The organism is Mycobacterium sp. NTMscope_MAC_12 (assembly GCF_976985675.1).
In genome coordinates this window covers 5,496,515-5,514,407 of the sequence record NZ_CDRJYY010000001.1, presented here as the reverse complement: position 1 = coordinate 5,514,407, position 17,893 = coordinate 5,496,515, and the positions used below count along the sequence as shown (strand labels likewise).

Genomic DNA, 17,893 nt, shown 5'->3' with positions numbered 1-17,893 from the left:
CCCGTCAGCGTCGGCGCTCACAGCAGTTGGCGCAGCGTCTCGATCAGCTTGATCCGCTCGGCCGTCGTCGACGCGATGGGCGCCACGTTCAGCGTGGTCACCCCCGCCTCACGGAAGGCGGCCAGGCGTTCCTTGACGAACTCCCGGGTGCCGATCAGGTTGACGTCGCGCACCAGATCATCGGGCACCACCTTGGCGGCGCCGTCCTTGTCACCGGCCAGATAGAGCTCCTGGATCCGGTCTGCCTGCGGGCCGTACCCGTACTTGGTCGCAAGGGTGTGATAGAAGTTCTTGCCCTTGGCGCCCATCCCGCCGATGTACAGGGCGAGGTGTGGTTTGACGAATTCCCTTAGCGGCTCGACGTTTTCGCCGATGGCTAGTACGGGTCCGGCATAGATGCCGAGTTCGCCCAAGGCGGGGTCCCGCTTGGCCCGGCCGGCGGCCAGGGACGCCCCCCACACGTCCTGCGCCTTCTCGGGCAGGTAGAAGATCGGTTGCCAACCCTCGGCGATCTCCGCCGCCAATTCGACGTTCTTCGGCCCCAGCGCGGCTACCAAGATCGGAATGCGCTCGCGGACAGGCCGATTGATCAGCTTGAGGGGCTTGCCGAGGCCGGTCCCCCGGTCGGGAGGCAGCGGGATCGTATAGTGCTTCCCCTCGTGCTGCACGGTCTCGCGTCGCCACACCTGGCGACAGATGTCGATGACTTCGCGCGTCCGGCCGATCGGGGCGTCGTAGGGCACTCCGTGGAAGCCCTCGATGACCTGCGGGCCGGACGCGCCCAGGCCGAGGGTGAACCGGCCGTCGGAGACGTAATCGAGACCGGCCGCGGTCATCGCGGTCAGGGTGGGCGTCCGGGTGTAGAGCTGCAGGATGCCCGACGCCAGCTCGACCCGTTGTGTGCTGGCCGCCAGATAGCCGAGCGCGCTCACCGCATCGAACGAATACGCTTCGGGGACAAAAACAATGTCCAGTCCGGCGCGTTCCAGGTCGGCCACTTCGGCGGCCACGTCCTTGAAACCGCCCGCATAATTGATGCTCAATCCAATCCGCATGGTCATTACTTCTACGCGTTCCCGGATTGATCGGCCAATCCGAGCGCCTCCCGCTGAATGCGGTCGAACTGGGCCCCCATCGCCTCCGACAATGCCGTCGCGCCCGACAGCGGCCGCACCATCACCATGAACTCGTCGATCAGTCCGTCGTCGTTGAAATGCAGGAAGTCGCAACCGGTGATCTTCACTCCGGGCGCCCCGACAATCCCGGTCTCGAACACGAGGGCGTGGTCGCGGCCACCCGTGTCATGAATCTCCCGGATGTAGCGGAAGTTCTCGAAGACGCGCAGCACGCCGCGCAAAATCGCCGCGGTGATCGGCTTGCCGACATACGGCTTGAACGCCACCGGGCTGGTGAACACCACCGCGTCGGCCAGCATCGCCTGGATGGCCTCTTCATCGCGCTCTTCGACGGCCTTGCGGAACGGGTGCATCGGCGACCTCGCATAGTCAACTTGTTGAGTATTGAGGTTGACGCTAGGGTCCGCCTCGCCGGATGTCCAGGGTGCGATTAATCACTTTGTTGACTAGTCGCATCGTTGTACGATCGGCCGATGTCACTGCGTGACGCGGTGTTGGCCGCCCTCCTCGAGGGCGAATCGTCGGGGTACGACCTGGCCAAGGGTTTCGACGCGTCGGTCGCGAACTTCTGGCCGGCCACCCCGCAGCAGCTGTATCGCGAACTGGATCGACTCGCCGACCAGGGCCTCATCCGAGCGCGGGTCGTGCGCCAAGAACGCCGGCCCAACAAGCGGATGTTCTCCCTGACCGGGGCCGGGCGCGACGCGATCCGGCACTTCACCGCGAAGGCGCCGAAACCCTCGGTGATCCGCGACGAGCTGCTGGTCAAGGTTCAGGCCGCCGACGCCGGCGACATGGCAGCTGTGCGCGAGTCCATCCTCGAACGACTGCAATGGGCGAGCGCCAAAGTGCAACGCTACGAACGGTTGCGGGCGCGAATGATGGACGGCCGCGACGAAGACAAGTACCTGGCCCAGGCCGACCGAATCGGCCCCTACCTGACGCTGATCCGCGGAATCTCGTTCGAGCAGGAGAACATTCGCTGGGCCGAGCACGCCCTGGCCATCATCGAACGCCGCGGGTCGGCCGACACGGCGAAGGCCGCGCATTCGCGGCGGGGCCAGGCCGGCACGCGCCGGTGAGTCCTGGCCTCGGGAAGAGGTTCAGCGTTCGCGGACCGCGGTGAAGAACTTGGTGCGCATCAGCCGATCGAAGACCACCGGCAGCTCGTGGAACGGCCGTCCATACTCGGTGGCCGCCTTTTCGACCAGGTCCACGCTGGCGACACGCCAATGCCGCTGGGCCAGAAACTCTTTGGAGTCCGTGCGGGCATCGTCATACCACAGGTCGGCGACCGGTGGCTGACCGGTGTCTTGGCTGATGGTGGGGACGTTGTTGGCGAATTCCTGGACTTCGCCCGGCGCCGGACCGAGCTCGGCGGCTATGTGGCTCCCGGGCGCCGACAACTCGTGCAGCTTTTCGAAGAGCGCATCCTGGGCCGCCCCAGGCAAGTACGGCAGCAGGCCCTCGAGCGCCCACGCCGTCGGTCGGCCGGGGTCGAAGCCGGCCGAGATCAGCTCGCCCGCCCAGTCGTCGCGCAAATCGGTGGCCACCGTGACGCGCCTCGTCGACGGCACGGCGCCCTGCCGGTCGAGGACCCGTTGCTTGAAGTCGAGCACCCGAGGCTGATCGACTTCGAACACCGTATGACCCGCGGGCCATTCCAGTCGGTACGCCCGGGAGTCCAATCCGGCCGCCAGGATCACCGCCTGGCTCGTCCCCGACCGCCCGGCGTGAACGAAAAACTCGTCGAAGAACCGCGTCCGCACCCCCACCCACTGCGCGTTGAAGGCCGCGGCGCTACTCATGTCGGCGTTGTCAACGGCCGCAATCAGATTCGGCTCACCGGAGGCGGCGACGAAGCCGGCGGCGAAGTCGTCGTTCGCCAACGGCGGCTGCAGCCCGGCGTCGAGGGCCCGCGCCGCACACACCGCCAAGGCGGTGAAACCGACACTTGTCACGATATCCCAGGTATCGCCGGCGCTACGGGCCACAACAGGCTCCCCTCAATCATCGATCAGGACATAAAAGATTCGTTCGCACAACTAACGATACTGTACGCCGCGGCTCGGCCGGGCGCATCGTCGCTGACGATCCCGGCGTTAGCCTGAGGAATGACCGATTACCGCTCGCCCTCGACCGGCCGGACAGTGCGTGCCGTTCTGTTCGATACGTTCGGAACGGTCGTCGACTGGCGCTCCGGGATCGCCGCCTCGGTGCGGCGTTTCGCGCAGCGCCGGCACATCAGCCTCGACCCGGACGCGCTCGCGTTGGAATGGCGGAGCCGATACCTGCCCTCGATGTCCGAAATCCGTTCGGGCCGGCGGGAGTTCGTGTCGCTGGACGTTCTGCATCGAGAGAACCTCGTCGCATCGCTCGAGAAGTTCGGCATCAGCGCCGACGCGCTGCCCGGCGACGAAGTGGAGGCGCTGGCACGTTCGTGGCGCTGGCTGCCACCGTGGCCGGACAGCGTCGAGGGCATCGAGGCCATGAGGCGGCACGTGATTGTCGGGCCGCTGTCCAACGGCAACACCGGACTGCTGGTCGAGATGGCGAAGTACGCGGGCCTGCCGTGGGACGTGGTACTCGGTTCCGATGTCAGCAGGGCCTACAAGCCCGACGCCCGCGCGTACCACACGCCCGCGCGTCTGCTGGGTCTGGAACCCGGCGAGGTGATGCTGGTGGCGGCGCACACCGCAGACCTCGAGGCGGCCCGCAGCAGCGGCCTGGCGACCGGTTTCGTCGCGCGCCCGCAGGAGTACGGACCGGGCCAGGCGGCGGACCCGGCGCCCTCGGGCGCCTGGGACGTCGCGGGCGCGTCGCTGGTCGAACTGGCGCGGTCGCTGTTCGGCGCCGCCGGCGCACCGTGAGGCAGGGCCGCGCCGTCGAAGGGGTTGCGCGATGGCTACTTCCAGGCAAAAACCGGTTGTTCCAGGCCGTCGACCGGGTCGTGGCGGCCTTCCAGCCCCAGCCACCGCAGCTGCAGGAGCACCGCCCCGGTGGGTGCGTGGATCAGGTCGCCCCCCAGCGGGATCTGCACGACGGGTCGCGGGCTTTCCGGGATGGCGATGAATCGCGGCGAATCGTCACGTTGCAGTTGGTGCAGGCCCACCCGGTACACCGCGACCACCTCGTCGGGCGACGGGCGCGGATCCAGGCGGCCCCCTCCCCAAATGACCACCGGCGTAATGACATATCCCGACCGGGTCGGGTAATCGTCGAGCAGACCAAGCACGGTCGCCTCGGACAATTCGATGCCGACCTCCTCGCGCAGTTCCCGCAGCGCGGCCTCGACCGCGGTCTCGCCCGGGTCGAGGCGGCCACCGGGAAGCGCCCACTGCGCGGCGTGCGAGGTGAGTCGAGAAGCCCTGCGGCACAGCAGGAAAGCCGCACCGCCCGACACGTCGACCATGCGCCCGTCGAGGCCGGTCGCCGGCAGCCCCCGATCGGCGTTCCAGTCGTCGACCGGTACCGGATCCACCCTGTCCTCCCCGACGTCGGAGTCGACGAGCACCACCGCCACGGCGGCGTGCCGCTTGGCCGGATCGGCCACGATTCGGCGCTCATGACCGGCCAGATTGTTCCGGATCCGCTCGCGTAGTACCTGGTCATAGGGGATGGTCACCTCTCGAGACTAGGCCGCCGCGCTTGGGCGGCGTGCTTGGTCCCCGCCCGCCACCAGTGGTTAACTGCGAGCATGCGACGACAACCCCTGCTGGCCCGGCGCTTCTTCGATCGCTACGAGCCGGTGCATGCGGTGACGTATTTCGCGCCGGAGGCCCGGGCGGCGTTGGACGCGTTGGGTTACCGGGGTTTCTGGATCGGCTATTTCGCGGCCCGCTCGGCGCCGCTGGGCATGGTGCCGCGGGAGGTGGTGACCTCGGTCTTCTACAACTTCGCACCCGAACGGGTCGCCAAGGCGCTGCCGGCGGCGTGGGAGATCGCGGGTCCGCGAGCCGCGTTGCAGGCACGCCAGGAGTCCGCGGTCGCGGCGCTGCGCCGCTACGGCCTGAGCCCGGACGAAAACGTCCGCGTGGCAGCCGAACTCGCCGGGAAGGCGGCGCGCCACGCGCCGCTCGATGCCCGCCCGTTGTTCGCCGCGAATCTGGCGCTGCCCTGGCCCGACGATCCCCTGGCCGCGCTGTGGCACGCTACGACGCTGTTACGCGAACAGCGCGGAGACGGGCACGTCGCGGTGCTGGCCGCGGCCGGCATCTCCGGGCGCGAATCCAACGTCTTACATGCCGCGGCGGGCAACGTCTCACGCGACTACATCGCCCGCACCCGCGATTACGACGACGAGGCATGGCGTCATCACGAACAATGCCTCGCCGAGCGCGGGTTGCTCGACGATGCCGGAACACTGACCGCCGCGGGGCGCGAACTGAAGGACCACATCGAATCGACCACCGACGCCCTTTCCTTGTCGGCGCTCGACGCCCTCACCGACGACGAGGTCGAGAGGCTCTTCCGGGCGCTGTCCCCCATCACCCGCGCCGTCGTCGCCGCCGGCGATATCCCCGCCGCGACCCCGATGACGTTGCGTCGCGACGAATTGCACGACGACGGCGCGCATTTGGTGGGCCGATGAGCGCCCAGCGAGTGCCCGGCGGGGTCGTGCACAAGCTGCCCGCCGACCTGCGCGAGACGTTGATCGCCAACGCCGCCGCGCTGTCCGCCTGGAACGACATCACGCCGTTGGCCCGCAACGAGTTCATCTGCTGGGTCGAGGATGCCAAGCAGGACGCCACCCGGGCGCGCCGCATCCGCCGCACCAAGGAGGAACTGGAAGAAGGCAAACGCCGGCCGTGCTGCTGGCCGGGCTGCAAACACCGCGAACGCACCGGGAAATAGACGCCCGCTAGCGTCCTAGCGGTTTGTAGAAGACCAAGCCGTTGCCCTTGTTGTCATAAACCACGGCGCGTCGCTCGTGGGCATCGTCGTAGGGGCCCTTGACGATGCCACCGCCGCTGGCCTCGACAGCCTTCGCCGCGGCGTCGACGTCCGCGGTCTTGATGCCGACGACGACCTGCCCGGGGATGGGGTGGTCCACCGAGGTCGCCAGCGCCAGCGTGACCGGGCCCGCATCGAGGGCCGCGAAGTGCGCCCCGTCGCGGAACTTCAGCGGCATGCCCAGGGTCTCGCTGTAGAACCGGATCGACTCGTCCAAGTCGTCGGTCGACAGGATGATCATCTTTGCCTCGTGCTCGCTCATGGTGCCTCCCTATGGCCGGATCGCTACCAGCCTAATGGGAATCGATCGGCGTGCCGCTGATTGGGTTGCCGGCCTTGTCAGGGGATGCTCGATCACCGAGCCGCCGGCCGGTGAGCACTTTGCAAGCCTGGAGCGCTTGTCGATTCCTACGGCTAGATCGTGCCCCGGCCGGTTGGTGAGGTCGCCTGTAGCGCTTATGGGATGTCGTGCCAGATGTCGAGCACTGATCCATTAGGCCGCCGCCGGGTGCCCTTCGGCTCATCTCACACAAGAAATCGAGGAGGGCATCGGTGATCTTCATCGGAGACGACTGGGCCGAAGACCATCACGACGTGCATGTGATGAACGAGGCCGGTAAGCAGTTGGCTTGGCGGCGGCTGCCCGAAGGACTGACCGGTATCCGGGAGTTGCATGAGCTGATCGTCGCGCACGCCGAGGAACCCGATCAGGTGATCCTCGGCATCGAAACCGATCGCGGCCTGTGGGTGGAAGCGCTAAGCGCGGCCGGCTATCAAGTGTTTGCGATCAACCCGCTAGCGGTGGCCCGCTACCGCGACCGCCACCACGTCTCCGGGGCCAAGTCGGATGCTTCCGATGCCAAACTGTTAGCCGACCTGGTGCGCACCGACCGGCATAACCATCGCCGCATCGCCGGTGACAGCGCGCAGTCCGAGGCGATCAAAGTGCTGGCCCGGACCCACCAGAGCCTGATCTGGGCACGTACCCGGCAGACCAATACGCTGCGTAGTGCGTTGCGCGAGTACTACCCGGCCGCACTGACCGCGTTCGACGATTTAGGCCACGGCGACGCCTTAGGGGTGTTGGATCGCGCGCCCACCCCCGAACAGGCCGCCCAGCTTTCCCTGCCGATGCTGCAGTCCGCGCTCAAACGCGGCGGGCGTCAACGCAATATCGCCGCTCGTGCCCGCGAAATCCAAGCCGCGCTACGCTCCGAGCAACTAGCCGCACCCGCACCGGTTGTCGCGGCGTTCGCGGCCACCACGCGCGCCACCGTGGGTATCCTCGCCGAGCTCAACCACCAAATCAGAGAACTCGAAACCACACTGGCACAACATTTTGAGACACACCCGGACGCCGACATCTACCTCTCCCTGCCAGGACTCGGTGTCATCCTCGGCGCCCGGGTGCTCGGTGAGTTCGGGGACGACCCGAACAGATACACCGATACCAAGTCTCGCAAAAACTACGCCGGAACCTCACCGCTAACCGTCGCGTCGGGCAAAAAGCGCGCCGTGCTCGCCCGCCACATCCGCAACCGCCGACTCTATGACGCCATCGACCAATGGGCCTTCTGCGCCCTGTCGTCCAGTCCCGGCGCCCGAGCCCTCTACGACACCCACCGCACCGCCAAACAAAGCCACCACCAAGCCCTACGCGCCGTGGGCAACCGCCTCGTCGGCATCATGCACGGCTGCCTACGCCACCACACTCGATACGACGAACACACCGCCTGGGCCCACCGCAGGGCCGTCGCTTGACAACTTAGGAACCTGGGATGTCTAGGCGGGCAGGCATCCCGGGGAGCGTCAAGGACCAGCTCACGCGGCGCCGGACGAAACCGGTTGGCCCTCAACGTAATCCATGGGCGGCGCCTCGCCATGCCCCGCGCCGCGGTAGGCCACCGCGGTCGCCAGCGCCGAACCACCTTCGATGGTGCCCACCACAACCACCCGGTCGTTGACGGTGAATTGCGGTGCCGCGACGGCCGATTGGCTGCCGCGACGGGAGATGACGGTGGTGTCCGGGGTGAAGCGATACGTCCGGGTGTACCCGTCGGCGCTGCGCATGGTCACCGAGTCCACCGTCACGGCGATCACGGTGCCCTCCTGCTTTACCGGCTGCGAGACGGACGGCGGCCCCACATCGGCAATCACGGTGCGCTTGTCGGCATGAACCCCGTTGAGCACCAACGCCGTCAGGCAGGCCGCGCACAACAGTGCAGCGCACACGATCTCACATGCCTTCGCCACACCGGACAGCCCGCGCCGCTGACCACGATCGGTGTGCGTCGGGGTTTGCTCCGAAGACTCCGGCATGCGGTGTTTGGCAGCCACGATCCGTCCTTCCTGCGGCTTGCGCCGAAAGGACATCGACACCGACCGAATCAGGTTGTTGCCGTGGAATTACCCGCCGTGCTATGCCGGTAAACCGGGCCGTGCCCGAAGGGTGAGATGAGAGGCGGGAGTCAGCCCTTGGTCAGGGTGAACTGCGCGACGTCGGTGTAGCCCTCGCGGAACAGGTCCGCGCAGCCCGTGAGGTACTTCATGTACCGGTCGTAGACCTCTTCGGATTGAATCGCGATGGCCTCGTCGCGGCGCGCCTCGAGTGCGGCCGCCCAAGTGTCGAGGGTGCGGGCGTAGTGCAGGCGCAGCGGCTGGACCAGCTTCACCCCGAAGCCGGCACGCTGGGCGTGCTCCACGACGCCCTTGGCCTGCGGAAGGTCCCCGCCCGGGAAGATCTCGTCCATGATGAATTTCATGAAGCGCAGCTTGGTCATGGTGATGGGCAGCCCGCGCTCGGCGAACTCCTCGTCGCTGGGCTTGATGATGGTGTGCAGCATCATCACGCCGTCCGCCGGGAGCGCCTCGTAGGCCGTCTTGAAGAAATCGTTGTAGCGGTCGCGCCCGAAGTGCTCGAAGGCGCCGATCGAGACGATGCGGTCGACTTTTTCGTCGAACTGCTCCCAGCCCTGCAGCAGCACCCGCTTGGACCGCGCGGACGGATGGGCGTCAAGGCGGCGCTGCACGTGCGCCTGCTGATTGCGGCTCAGCGTGAGCCCGACGACGTTGACGTCATACCGCTCAAGGGCGCGGACGATGGTGGTGCCCCAGCCACACCCGACGTCGAGCAACGTCATGCCCGGCTGCAATCCCAGCTTGCCCAGCGAGAGGTCGACCTTGGCGACCTGCGCCTCTTCCAGCGTCATGTCCTCGCGCTCGAAGTACGCGCAGCTGTAGGTCCGCGTCGGATCCAGGAAAAGCGCGAAGAACTCGTCGGACAGGTCGTAGTGCGCTTGTACGTCCTCGAAATGCGGTTCCAAGCTGACGGCATCGCCGGGATTTTCGGACAAGGCACAACCTCTGACTTATTCATATCGGGTTCAATGGCGCGATCGAATCGATCGCCGCACGGACGCCCCAGTGTATCCGGCCGGCCCACCGCGCCCTCGCGGCGAGTTCCCGGGCAGCGTAGTACCGCCGAAATGGCCCACAGCCTGCCAGATCGCTGACGTCGGCGCAAATTTGGTAATCCCCTGCGGCTCAGAGCAACTCGGGCGCGCACACCCTGGCAGCGGGCGATGGGGTCGTTACATCGACCCCGTAAACGGGTACGCCGGGGCCGGCGTTCTTTAATGGTGTCGAACGCGCAACCCAGCCGGCTGACCGGCGTCACGGAGGCGGAGGCTCGCCAATGGCCGACATCACCATGTTGATCCTCGAAGACCACGAGTGGTTCCGCGAACAGTTCGCCCGGCTGGATTACCTGCAGGCACAGCGGACCACCGACCGCGCCGGGCTCGAACGGGTGTGGCGACCGCTCGCCGAGAAGCTCGACGTGCACGCCTACATCGAGGAAAAGATCTTCTACCCGCAACTACTCAAACGGGGCGGTGACGAGGCCGAAGGCGAGACGCTCGACGCCATCGGCGACCACAACGACATTCGCGACGGCGTGCGCGATGCCGATTCGGCCGAACTCGGCAGCGAGCAATGGTGGGCGGCCGTCGGGCGCACCCGGGAGGCCAACGACGATCACATGGGCGAAGAGGAGCGCGAAGGGCTGTCGGACTTCCGCCGCAACGCCCCGATCGGCCTTCGCGAAGCGCTGGGGCGCCAGTACAGCGAGTTCATGGCCGAGCATCCCACCACCGCGGGGTTGCCGATCACGGACCGTGACCCGCGCCGCTATGTCGAGCAGGTGGAGGCCCCGCCGTCCAAACCCTCGGACTTCTCGTTGCGCATCGGCAGCCTGAAGGGCCAGTGACCTGCGCGCGTGACCGGGCGAGCGTGACGGGGATAACCTGCGTCGGATCCCGCGGCGCCGCGACGCCGCCGGCATCAATGCCGGCGACCCGGTCCTAGCTGGCGTTTGTCGCACACGAGCAAACCCGCGCACGGGCACGTGGGTTCGCCGCGGTCGCCGTCGGTCGTCCCACGTCAGGCCCATGAAGCCCACCCCGCCGGTTGTCCCTGAGAAAGTTGTGGGTAAGTCTTGATTCGATGGTTATTCGACGCCGCCGGAGGAAATGGGCACGTAAAGAAATCAGGGTTGCCGACCCCGCGATGCGCCGAACCATCATGGGCACCGCGATCGGGAACTTCATGGAGTGGTACGACTTCGGGGTCTACGGGTACATCGCGACCACGATCGCCCAGGTGTTCTATCCCGGCAAGAACGTCAGCGGAGTCCACCTCATCGCGACCTTCGGAACGCTTGCGGCGGCGTTCGTCGTGCGTCCGCTCGGCGGGTTCATCTTCGGCCCGCTGGGCGACCGGATCGGGCGCCACCGGGTCCTGGTGGTCACCATCCTGATGATGACGGTGAGCACGACCGTGACCGGCCTGCTGCCCACCTACAGCACCATCGGCATCTGGGCGCCGATCTTGCTCGTCCTCGCGCGGATATTCCAGGGCCTGTCGACCGGCGGCGAATACGTCGGCGCCATGACCTATCTCGTCGAGCAGGCGCCCGACCACAAACGCGGCATGATGGTCGGGTTCTTGCCGATGGGCAATCTGGTGGGGTTCGTCCTGGCCGGCCTGCTCGTGACCGGGCTGCAGACCTGGCTGCCCGAGGACGCCATGCTGACCTACGGCTGGCGGATTCCGCTGCTGTTGGGCTTGCCTTTCGGCCTGGTCGCGCTGTTCCTGCGGCTGCGGCTCGAGGAGTCGTCGGCCTACCAGAGCGCCCACGACGACGCGCACTCGGGCGGCCAGGGCGGGCAACAGATTCGCCGCACCATCGTCGAGCAGTGGCGGCCGATGCTGATCTGCGCGGCGCTGGTACTGACCTCCCAGGTCGCCGACTTCATGCTCACCGGATATCTGCCGACGTACCTGCGGCTCTTCGTGCGCGTCGGCCACACCGCCGGCCTGGTCATGATCGTGACCACGTTGGCGATCCTGATGGCCACCGTGGTGCTCGTCGCCGCCTTGTCCGATCGCATCGGCGTCAAACCCATCATGTGGACGGGCTGCGGCCTGTTGATCGTCGCCTCCATCCCGGCGTTCCTGCTCATCCGCTTCGGCGGCATTTATCCGGTGATCTTCATCGGCGTGCTGCTGATCGGCTTGATGGAACTGTGCTTCGACAGCACCGGGCCGGCCATGCTGCCGGCGCTGTTTCCCACCAACGTGCGCTACGGGGCGCTGGCCATCTCCTACAACATCTCGATTTCGCTCGTCGGCGGCATCACGCCGCTGATCGCCCAGGCTCTGGTATCGGGCACCGGCAACGTGATGGTGCCGGCCTACATGCTGATCTTCGGAGGCGTGGTGGGCGCGGTCACCCTGCTGTTCACCCCCGAGGTCGCCGGCAAGCCGTTGCCGGGCTCGGGGCCCGCGGTCGAAACCGAGCGGGAGGCTCGCGCGCTCGCCGACGACGTCCGCTAGCCACCGTCCCGGCGCACTCGGCCCGTTTGGGGCGGTGCCCGCCGTGGTTACTAGGAGGTAGGCCGTCCATCCGGTAGGCGGCGCGACCGCAACAGTTGGGGGCGACACCCATGGAACCGATATCACCGACGGATGCGCTGTTCCTCATCGGCGAGTCACGCGAGCATCCGATGCACGTGGGTGCGTTACAGCTGTTCGAGCCCCCCGAGGATGCCGGGCCCCATTTCGTGCGCGAGTGCTATCAGGCGATGCTCGAGTGCACGGACGTGCAACCGGCCTTCAGCAAGCATCCGGCCTTCTTCGGCGGCGTCACCAACGTCGCCTGGTCCATCGACAAGGACGTCGAACTCGACTACCACCTCCGCCGTTCCGCGCTGCCCGAACCGGGACGGGTCCGCGACCTCTTGGAGCTGGTCTCCCGGCTGCACGGCAGCCTGCTCGACCGGCACCGCCCGATGTGGGAGGCGCACCTGGTCGAGGGCCTGCAGGACGGGCGCTACGCCGTGTACACGAAGTACCACCACTCCCTCATGGACGGCGTGTCGGCGCTCCGCTTGATACAGCGGGCCTTCACCTCCGATCCGGACGACGACGAGGTGCGGGTCCCGTGGAGCATGGCCCCGCGCAAGCGCGGCGGACGCAAGCGCTCCTCCCTGTTCGAGCGGGTGGGCCGCACCGCGGGGTCGGCGCTGGCGTTGGCGCCGTCCACGCTGAAGCTCGCGCGGGCCGCGCTGCTCGAACAGCAACTCACCCTTCCGTTCCAGGCGCCGCGGTCGATGTTCAATGTCCGGATCGGCGGCGCGCGGCGGGTGGCCGCCCAGTCCTGGCCGTTGGAGCGCATCAACGCGGTCAAGGCGGCCGCGGGTGTCACGGTCAACGACGTGATACTGGCCATGTCCGCCGGGGCCCTGCGGGCCTATCTGTTGGATCAGAACGCGCTGCCGGACGCCCCGCTGACCGCGATGGTGCCGGTCAATCTGCGCAAGGACGACGACGACCGCGGCGGCAACATGGTCGGCACCTTCCTGTGCAACCTCGGCACGGACCTCGACGACGCGGCGAAACGGCTCGAGATCATCAGCGCATCCATCCGCGACACCAAGGAGGTGTTCTGGCAGCTGCCGCCGGTTCAGCAGTTGGCCCTGTCGGCCTTCAACATCGGGGGGTTGTTCTTCGGGCTGATCCCCGGCTACCTGTCCGCGGGCTCACCGCCGTTCAACATCGTGATCTCGAACGTGTCGACGGGCCGCTCGGAGCAGCTGTACTGGCGCGGGGCCCGTTTGGACGGAAACTATCCGCTGTCCATCCCCCTCGACGGCCAGGCGGTCAACATCACCGTGACCAACAACGCCGACAACCTCGACTTCGGCCTGGTCGGCTGCCGGCGCAGCATTCCGCACCTGCAGCGGATGCTGGGTCATCTCGAGGAGTCGTTGAAGGACTTGGAGATCGCCACCGGCGCCTGAAAGCTGTGCGCCACAGCGCTTTTCGAGCCGGCGGTCAGGGCAGCTTGATCACCGACACGTACATCTCGACGATCGGCCGGAAGAGGTCCACGTCATCGAGTTGGCTGCCCAACACGATCGAGTCGCTGGTGGCGACGAGGACCTGGGCGAAGGTCGACGCGGGGATCAGCAACGTCCCACCGAGCCGGTCGATGCCCGCCACGATGAACTTTGCCAGCGCGTCGACGGCCTCTGATCTCTTGGCGGCCACGCGTTCCCGCGCCTCGGGGTTGCGCAGCAGGTACAGCATGAACTCGTGACCCAGCGCGGCGTGCTCCGCCCCGCGGTCGCGGCTGAGCTGGCTCCAGCGCTTGGCGATCTCGTCGAGCTCCCGCGCACCGACCTGCGTCGCCGGAGCCATCACTTCGGTGAAGTTGACGAAGTACCGGCGCCAGTAGCGATCGCTGACCGCCAGAAACAGATCTTCCTTTGTCGAAAAGTGTTTGTAGATGGCGCCTTTCGTGTAGCCGGCGGCGTGGGCGATGTCGTCGAGCGTCGCCGCGACGAACCCCTTTTCGCCGAAGACCTCCTCGGCGGCATCGACCAGGAGGGAGCGCGTGTGCTCGAGGCGGCGCTCCCGCGTCCAACGCTCAACCATGCGCCAGATTCTGCCAGAGCTTGCGAGAACCTATTCCGTTTCTCAGATACTCATGAGTATATTGCTCGGAGCACGGAGTGCCAACCCGGGAGGAGACCAGCGTCATGAGCGATCTCGCTAGCAGCAACAAGGCCGCGTCTGTCACCGAGTCACCGCCCGGCGCGGCCGAACTGGGCGCGCAAGGACAGTCCCCGGTGAGACCGATCAAGATTTGGGCCGCCGCCGGCGGCGCGCTGCTGGTGCTCCAGCTCTACGTGTGGATCCGATGGATCACCGGCCCCTATTTCGAGCGGGTGCCCTCGGGTCCGAGCGAGCCACCGATGTACATGAAGGTGCCGCTCATGGCGAACGCGGTGGCGCTGTGGATCGCGCTGCCGGTCGTCGTGTGGTGGTTCTTCATCAGGCCGTGGCGGCGCGAGCGGCGCATCACGCTGGACGGCATGCTCGTGCTGTCGATGGGCCTGATGTTCTTCCAGGATCCGTTGCTGAACTACCTCAACACGTGGTGCACCTACAACACCTGGCTGTTCAACCGCGGCTCCTGGTCGTCGAACATTCCGGGCTGGGTCTCCCCGGAGGAGCCGGGCCGTCAGGTGTCCGAACCGCTGTTGACCAACGCACCGGGTTACGCGTACGGCGTCCTGCTGATCACGATCGTCGGGTGCTGGATCATGCGCAAAATCAAGACGCGCTGGCCGAACATCAGCAATCTTCGGCTGGTCCTGGTCACCTACGCGCTCGCCTTCGTCTTCGACTTCGTCATGGAGGGTCTGGTCCTGCTACCGATCGGCTTCTACACGTACCCCGGTGCCATCAGGTCCGTGTCGATCAATGCCGACACCTACTACCAGTGGCCGGTCTACGAAGGCCTGATGTGGGGTGGTGTGCAGGCCGCGCTGTGCTGTCTGCGCTTCTTCACCGACGATCGTGGCCGCACCGTCGTCGAGCGCGGATTGGACCACGTGCGAGGGGGATTCGCCGGACAGCAGTTCACGCGCTTCCTGGCGATCTTCGCCGGCGTCAGCTCGTGCTTCTTTTTCTTCTACAACGTGCCCGCGCAGTGGATCGGCATGCACTCCGACCCGTGGCCCCAAGACCACCAGAAGCGTTCGTATTTCAACGGCGGCATCTGCGGTGACGGGACGGACACGCCATGCCCGAATCCCGCTCTGCCCGTACCCACCAAACGCTCCGGATACGTCGACGTGCACGGCCATCTCGTCCTCCCGCCGGGCGGCCAGCTGCCGGAAGTCGTCCCCTTCGAACGGGGACACTAGGTGCTGACGAACTCCCAGCCCACCGTTCGCCCGACGTCGCAGCCACCGTTCTATCGGCCGGCCGGCGATGAGGTGGAGGTGTTCCGCGCGGCGGCCCGCCGCGGCCTGCCGGTGCTGCTGAAGGGTCCGACGGGATGCGGCAAGACGCGGTTCGTGGAGGCGATGGCCCACGCGCTCGGACGCGATTTGATCACCGTCGCCGCGCACGAAGACATGACGTCGGCCGACTTGGTCGGGCGTTTCCTTCTCAAAGGGGGAGAAACGGTTTGGGTGGATGGGCCGTTGACCCGGGCCGTTCGCGAGGGCGCGATCTGCTACCTGGACGAGATCGTCGAAGCCCGCCAGGACACCACGGTGGTCATCCATCCGCTCGCCGATCACCGCCGCGAGCTTCTGGTCGACCGCCTGGGTACGACGGTGCCCGCAGCGCCGGGATTTCAACTGGTCATTTCCTACAACCCCGGCTACCAGAGCGTGCTGAAGAACATCAAAGAGTCGACCCGGCAGCGCTTCGTGGCCATCGAACTCGGCTTCCCGCCCGTCGAGACCGAGACGGAAGTCGTTGCCCACGAAGCGGGAATCGACGTCGCGACGGCGCGCGCTCTGGTCACAGTCGGTAACGCGATCCGAAACCTCGATGGCTCACCGCTTCGCGAGGTGTCGTCCACCCGCATGCTGATCCTCGCCGGCAGCCTGGTCGCCGAAGGGCTCGGCCTGCGCAGCGCCGTCCAGGCGGCGATCGTCCGGATCCTGTCCGATGACCGCGACGTCGTCGCTGCGCTCGGTGAGCTCGTCGACTCCCTCCTACCCCCAAGGTGATGGTTGCGGATACCATTGGCCCGCAACGGTATAGGCTCCTCGCCACCCACATAGCCGGCCGGTCCGTCGAGGTCGCCGAGGCAGAGGCCGGCCAGGACGCCTACACGAATGGCGACGTCATCTTCGTCCCGGCAGCCGGGTCCGCCGACGAGCAGCGCCGTCAGGTGCTGGTCCAGAGCGCGCTGCTCGGCGCCGGCAGCCTGGATCGGCGGCTGGTGAAGCGCCTGCGCGCGCGCCCGGCCCTCGCGCGCCGCTACCTCACCCTGGAGGCCCACCGGGCGCTCGCGGAACTCGCCCCCACCGTTGCGCTGGCGGCGGCCCTTTGCCCCGACGGTGAGCCCCGCACCGCAACCGCGGATCATTCCCTCGAAATGGCCAGGGGCACAAGCCCAATCGCGGACCCCCCGGCGTGGTTCGGCGTCATCCGGCCGACGCAACTCCTGGCGTCTTCCGACAGGCGGGCCGCCCCGGCCACGGACGCGGATCTGCGGACGGCGATCGAGCTCGTCGCCGCGCCGGAGCCCGATGACGAGGACGAGGCCGCCTCCGAGGAAAGCAAGATTCTCAAGCTGTTCGAGAACCCACTGTTCAGTTCACGGGCGCTGATGGATTTTTTCCGAAAACTGTTGGGCGAGACGCCGTCACGCGGTGACGACTCTTCGGGCGGGGAGTTTCAGGCCCGCTCGATCCGGCCGGCACGAACGGTTGGCGCATCGGCCCGTCCACTTGCGACTCGCATCAATTTCGTCGACGGCAGGCCAGGCGCGGCATTGGGAATCGGCGGTGCGCTGCACCCGGAGTGGGACGTCTTCACCAATCGCTATCGGGCGGACTGGTGCCGCGTGATCGATTTTCCGCTCACCGGGCCCGCCCGTATCTCGGCCGCGCAGGTGTCGCGCGACGACGAGCTGCGGCGGCGATTGGCGCGCGTCGGCCTCGGTCCCAGACTCTTGCGGGCGCGCCCCGACGGTGACGAAATCGACATCGAGGCACTCGTCGATCTCCTCATCGACCTGCGCTCCGGCTATTCACCCACCGAGGCCGTCTACACCCAGCGGCGCAATGTCGTTCGGAATCTCGGTGTCCTCATTCTGCTCGACGCTTCCGGATCGGCGACCGACGCCGACCACCAGGGCAACAGCGTCCATGACCACCAGCGGCGCGCGGCGGCGACAGTGGCGATGACCCTGGAGGAACTCGGTGACCGCGTGGCCATCTATGCGTTTCGGTCCCACGGACGGCATGCCGTGCACCTGCCGGCGATCAAAACGTTCGACCAGCGCTTCGGCGCCCCGCAGCGGGCGCGCCTCAATCAGCTTGAGCCGTCGGGCTATACGCGCCTGGGCGCGGCGATCCGCGGCGCGGGCGACATCCTCAACACGGAGGCCGGCACGCCGAACCGGCTGCTTCTCGTCCTGTCCGACGGGTGCCCCTATGACGACGGCTACGACGGCCGTTACGCGGAAGCCGACGCCAACAAGGCGCTCGAGGAACTCCGTGGCGATGGCGTGGCATGTCTATGCCTTTCGCTCGGAAGTACCACCGCCGCCGACGAGCTCGAGCGCGTCTTCGGCTCCGCCCGCTACGCCAGCGCCGCGACCCTGGCCGAGGTCAGCCCGCGGATGGACGAGCTGTTCCTGACTGCGCTACGCGAGCGCGCCGCGCCGGGACCGGCGTGAGGGCGGGATGTCTACCACCGCGCCTACTGTA

Annotated in this window: 19 protein-coding genes; 11 read left to right on the top strand and 8 right to left on the bottom strand. The window is 67.0% G+C overall.

Features of this window, described 5'->3' with window-relative positions; genetic code table 11:
- Window positions 1-17: 17 nt before the first annotated feature.
- Complete coding sequence (locus AC0KS4_RS25655; protein WP_238955478.1) at window positions 18-1,055, bottom strand: LLM class F420-dependent oxidoreductase; 1,038 nt, start codon at window positions 1,053-1,055, stop codon at window positions 18-20.
- 11 nt (window positions 1,056-1,066) lie between these two features.
- Window positions 1,067-1,489: a nuclear transport factor 2 family protein gene (locus tag AC0KS4_RS25650; RefSeq protein ID WP_238955475.1), complete on the bottom strand. Its 423-nt coding sequence runs from the start codon at window positions 1,487-1,489 to the stop codon at window positions 1,067-1,069.
- Window positions 1,490-1,609: 120 nt separating this feature from the next.
- On the opposite strand from AC0KS4_RS25650, the gene AC0KS4_RS25645 reads away from it, so the two are divergent.
- Window positions 1,610-2,218: a PadR family transcriptional regulator gene (locus tag AC0KS4_RS25645; protein ID WP_238955473.1), complete on the top strand. Its 609-nt coding sequence runs from the start codon at window positions 1,610-1,612 to the stop codon at window positions 2,216-2,218.
- 21 nt (window positions 2,219-2,239) lie between these two features.
- On the opposite strand, the gene AC0KS4_RS25640 is transcribed toward AC0KS4_RS25645, so the two are convergent.
- Entirely contained in the window at window positions 2,240-3,130 is an 891-nt protein-coding gene (locus AC0KS4_RS25640) for an SAM-dependent methyltransferase (protein WP_238955472.1), read from the bottom strand.
- A 120-nt stretch (window positions 3,131-3,250) separates the two neighbouring features.
- Between AC0KS4_RS25640 and AC0KS4_RS25635 the strand changes: the two genes are divergently transcribed.
- Window positions 3,251-4,006 carry a haloacid dehalogenase type II gene (locus tag AC0KS4_RS25635; RefSeq protein WP_238955469.1) on the top strand — a complete coding sequence of 252 codons (756 nt, stop codon included), beginning with the start codon at window positions 3,251-3,253 and terminating at the stop codon, window positions 4,004-4,006.
- A gap of 35 nt (window positions 4,007-4,041) precedes the next feature.
- Here the strand turns inward: AC0KS4_RS25635 and AC0KS4_RS25630 are convergent, their stop codons facing one another.
- Window positions 4,042-4,761, bottom strand: coding sequence for an NUDIX hydrolase (locus tag AC0KS4_RS25630; protein WP_238955467.1), 720 nt, complete (start codon window positions 4,759-4,761; stop codon window positions 4,042-4,044).
- 72 nt (window positions 4,762-4,833) lie between these two features.
- On the opposite strand from AC0KS4_RS25630, the gene AC0KS4_RS25625 reads away from it, so the two are divergent.
- Window positions 4,834-5,727 carry an SCO6745 family protein gene (locus AC0KS4_RS25625; RefSeq protein WP_238955465.1) on the top strand — a complete coding sequence of 298 codons (894 nt, stop codon included), beginning with the start codon at window positions 4,834-4,836 and terminating at the stop codon, window positions 5,725-5,727.
- Window positions 5,724-5,990: a YdeI/OmpD-associated family protein gene (locus tag AC0KS4_RS25620; RefSeq protein ID WP_225327792.1), complete on the top strand. Its 267-nt coding sequence runs from the start codon at window positions 5,724-5,726 to the stop codon at window positions 5,988-5,990. The genes AC0KS4_RS25625 and AC0KS4_RS25620 overlap by 4 nt, the downstream gene beginning before the upstream one ends.
- 7 nt (window positions 5,991-5,997) lie before the next feature.
- On the opposite strand, the gene AC0KS4_RS25615 is transcribed toward AC0KS4_RS25620, so the two are convergent.
- On the bottom strand, window positions 5,998-6,351 hold the full coding sequence (locus tag AC0KS4_RS25615; protein WP_136245367.1) for a VOC family protein: 354 nt from the start codon (window positions 6,349-6,351) through the stop codon (window positions 5,998-6,000).
- A gap of 290 nt (window positions 6,352-6,641) precedes the next feature.
- On the opposite strand from AC0KS4_RS25615, the gene AC0KS4_RS25610 reads away from it, so the two are divergent.
- Complete coding sequence (locus AC0KS4_RS25610; RefSeq protein ID WP_225330671.1) at window positions 6,642-7,850, top strand: IS110 family RNA-guided transposase; 1,209 nt, start codon at window positions 6,642-6,644, stop codon at window positions 7,848-7,850.
- Window positions 7,851-7,910: 60 nt separating this feature from the next.
- On the opposite strand, the gene AC0KS4_RS25605 is transcribed toward AC0KS4_RS25610, so the two are convergent.
- Both AC0KS4_RS25605 and AC0KS4_RS25600 read right to left on the bottom strand, forming a co-directional pair.
- The gene (locus AC0KS4_RS25605; RefSeq protein ID WP_238955463.1) at window positions 7,911-8,426 is read right to left on the bottom strand and encodes a hypothetical protein; all 516 of its coding nucleotides are present in this window, start codon (window positions 8,424-8,426) and stop codon (window positions 7,911-7,913) included.
- Window positions 8,427-8,557: 131 nt separating this feature from the next.
- Window positions 8,558-9,442, bottom strand: coding sequence for a cyclopropane mycolic acid synthase family methyltransferase (locus AC0KS4_RS25600; RefSeq protein ID WP_238955461.1), 885 nt, complete (start codon window positions 9,440-9,442; stop codon window positions 8,558-8,560).
- Window positions 9,443-9,783: 341 nt separating this feature from the next.
- On the opposite strand from AC0KS4_RS25600, the gene AC0KS4_RS25595 reads away from it, so the two are divergent.
- The 3 genes from AC0KS4_RS25595 (at window position 9,784) to AC0KS4_RS25585 (ending at window position 13,450) form a co-directional block, all read left to right on the top strand.
- A complete protein-coding gene (locus AC0KS4_RS25595; RefSeq protein WP_238955459.1) occupies window positions 9,784-10,356 on the top strand; it encodes a hemerythrin domain-containing protein in 573 nt (190 codons plus the stop codon).
- Window positions 10,357-10,655: 299 nt separating this feature from the next.
- On the top strand, window positions 10,656-11,984 hold the full coding sequence (locus AC0KS4_RS25590) for an MFS transporter (RefSeq protein WP_225327787.1): 1,329 nt from the start codon (window positions 10,656-10,658) through the stop codon (window positions 11,982-11,984).
- Window positions 11,985-12,094: 110 nt separating this feature from the next.
- The gene (locus AC0KS4_RS25585; protein WP_238955458.1) at window positions 12,095-13,450 is read left to right on the top strand and encodes a WS/DGAT/MGAT family O-acyltransferase; all 1,356 of its coding nucleotides are present in this window, start codon (window positions 12,095-12,097) and stop codon (window positions 13,448-13,450) included.
- A gap of 34 nt (window positions 13,451-13,484) precedes the next feature.
- Here the strand turns inward: AC0KS4_RS25585 and AC0KS4_RS25580 are convergent, their stop codons facing one another.
- A complete protein-coding gene (locus AC0KS4_RS25580; RefSeq protein ID WP_225327785.1) occupies window positions 13,485-14,087 on the bottom strand; it encodes a TetR/AcrR family transcriptional regulator in 603 nt (200 codons plus the stop codon).
- A gap of 104 nt (window positions 14,088-14,191) precedes the next feature.
- On the opposite strand from AC0KS4_RS25580, the gene AC0KS4_RS25575 reads away from it, so the two are divergent.
- From AC0KS4_RS25575 to AC0KS4_RS25565, 3 genes are read left to right on the top strand one after another with little or no spacing between them, the layout of a single operon-like run.
- Window positions 14,192-15,364 carry a spirocyclase AveC family protein gene (locus tag AC0KS4_RS25575; RefSeq protein ID WP_238955455.1) on the top strand — a complete coding sequence of 391 codons (1,173 nt, stop codon included), beginning with the start codon at window positions 14,192-14,194 and terminating at the stop codon, window positions 15,362-15,364.
- On the top strand, window positions 15,365-16,183 hold the full coding sequence (locus AC0KS4_RS25570) for a CbbQ/NirQ/NorQ/GpvN family protein (protein WP_225327783.1): 819 nt from the start codon (window positions 15,365-15,367) through the stop codon (window positions 16,181-16,183).
- Complete coding sequence (locus AC0KS4_RS25565; RefSeq protein ID WP_238955453.1) at window positions 16,183-17,862, top strand: nitric oxide reductase activation protein NorD; 1,680 nt, start codon at window positions 16,183-16,185, stop codon at window positions 17,860-17,862. Before AC0KS4_RS25570 ends, AC0KS4_RS25565 begins: the two co-directional genes overlap by 1 nt.
- Window positions 17,863-17,893 lie beyond the last annotated feature (31 nt).

Bases quoted from the DNA above. Each gene is read 5' to 3' on its own strand.
- AC0KS4_RS25655 (WP_238955478.1), bottom strand. From the start codon at position 1,055: ATGCGGATTGGATTGAGCATCAATTATGCGGGCGGTTTCAAGGACGTG.
- AC0KS4_RS25650 (WP_238955475.1), bottom strand. From the start codon at position 1,489: ATGCACCCGTTCCGCAAGGCCGTCGAAGAGCGCGATGAAGAGGCCATC.
- AC0KS4_RS25645 (WP_238955473.1), top strand. From the start codon at position 1,610: ATGTCACTGCGTGACGCGGTGTTGGCCGCCCTCCTCGAGGGCGAATCG.
- AC0KS4_RS25635 (WP_238955469.1), top strand. From the start codon at position 3,251: ATGACCGATTACCGCTCGCCCTCGACCGGCCGGACAGTGCGTGCCGTT.
- AC0KS4_RS25625 (WP_238955465.1), top strand. From the start codon at position 4,834: ATGCGACGACAACCCCTGCTGGCCCGGCGCTTCTTCGATCGCTACGAG.
- AC0KS4_RS25620 (WP_225327792.1), top strand. From the start codon at position 5,724: ATGAGCGCCCAGCGAGTGCCCGGCGGGGTCGTGCACAAGCTGCCCGCC.
- AC0KS4_RS25615 (WP_136245367.1), bottom strand. From the start codon at position 6,351: ATGAGCGAGCACGAGGCAAAGATGATCATCCTGTCGACCGACGACTTG.
- AC0KS4_RS25595 (WP_238955459.1), top strand. From the start codon at position 9,784: ATGGCCGACATCACCATGTTGATCCTCGAAGACCACGAGTGGTTCCGC.
- AC0KS4_RS25590 (WP_225327787.1), top strand. From the start codon at position 10,656: ATGCGCCGAACCATCATGGGCACCGCGATCGGGAACTTCATGGAGTGG.
- AC0KS4_RS25585 (WP_238955458.1), top strand. From the start codon at position 12,095: ATGGAACCGATATCACCGACGGATGCGCTGTTCCTCATCGGCGAGTCA.
- AC0KS4_RS25580 (WP_225327785.1), bottom strand. From the start codon at position 14,087: ATGGTTGAGCGTTGGACGCGGGAGCGCCGCCTCGAGCACACGCGCTCC.
- AC0KS4_RS25575 (WP_238955455.1), top strand. From the start codon at position 14,192: ATGAGCGATCTCGCTAGCAGCAACAAGGCCGCGTCTGTCACCGAGTCA.
- AC0KS4_RS25565 (WP_238955453.1), top strand. From the start codon at position 16,183: ATGGTTGCGGATACCATTGGCCCGCAACGGTATAGGCTCCTCGCCACC.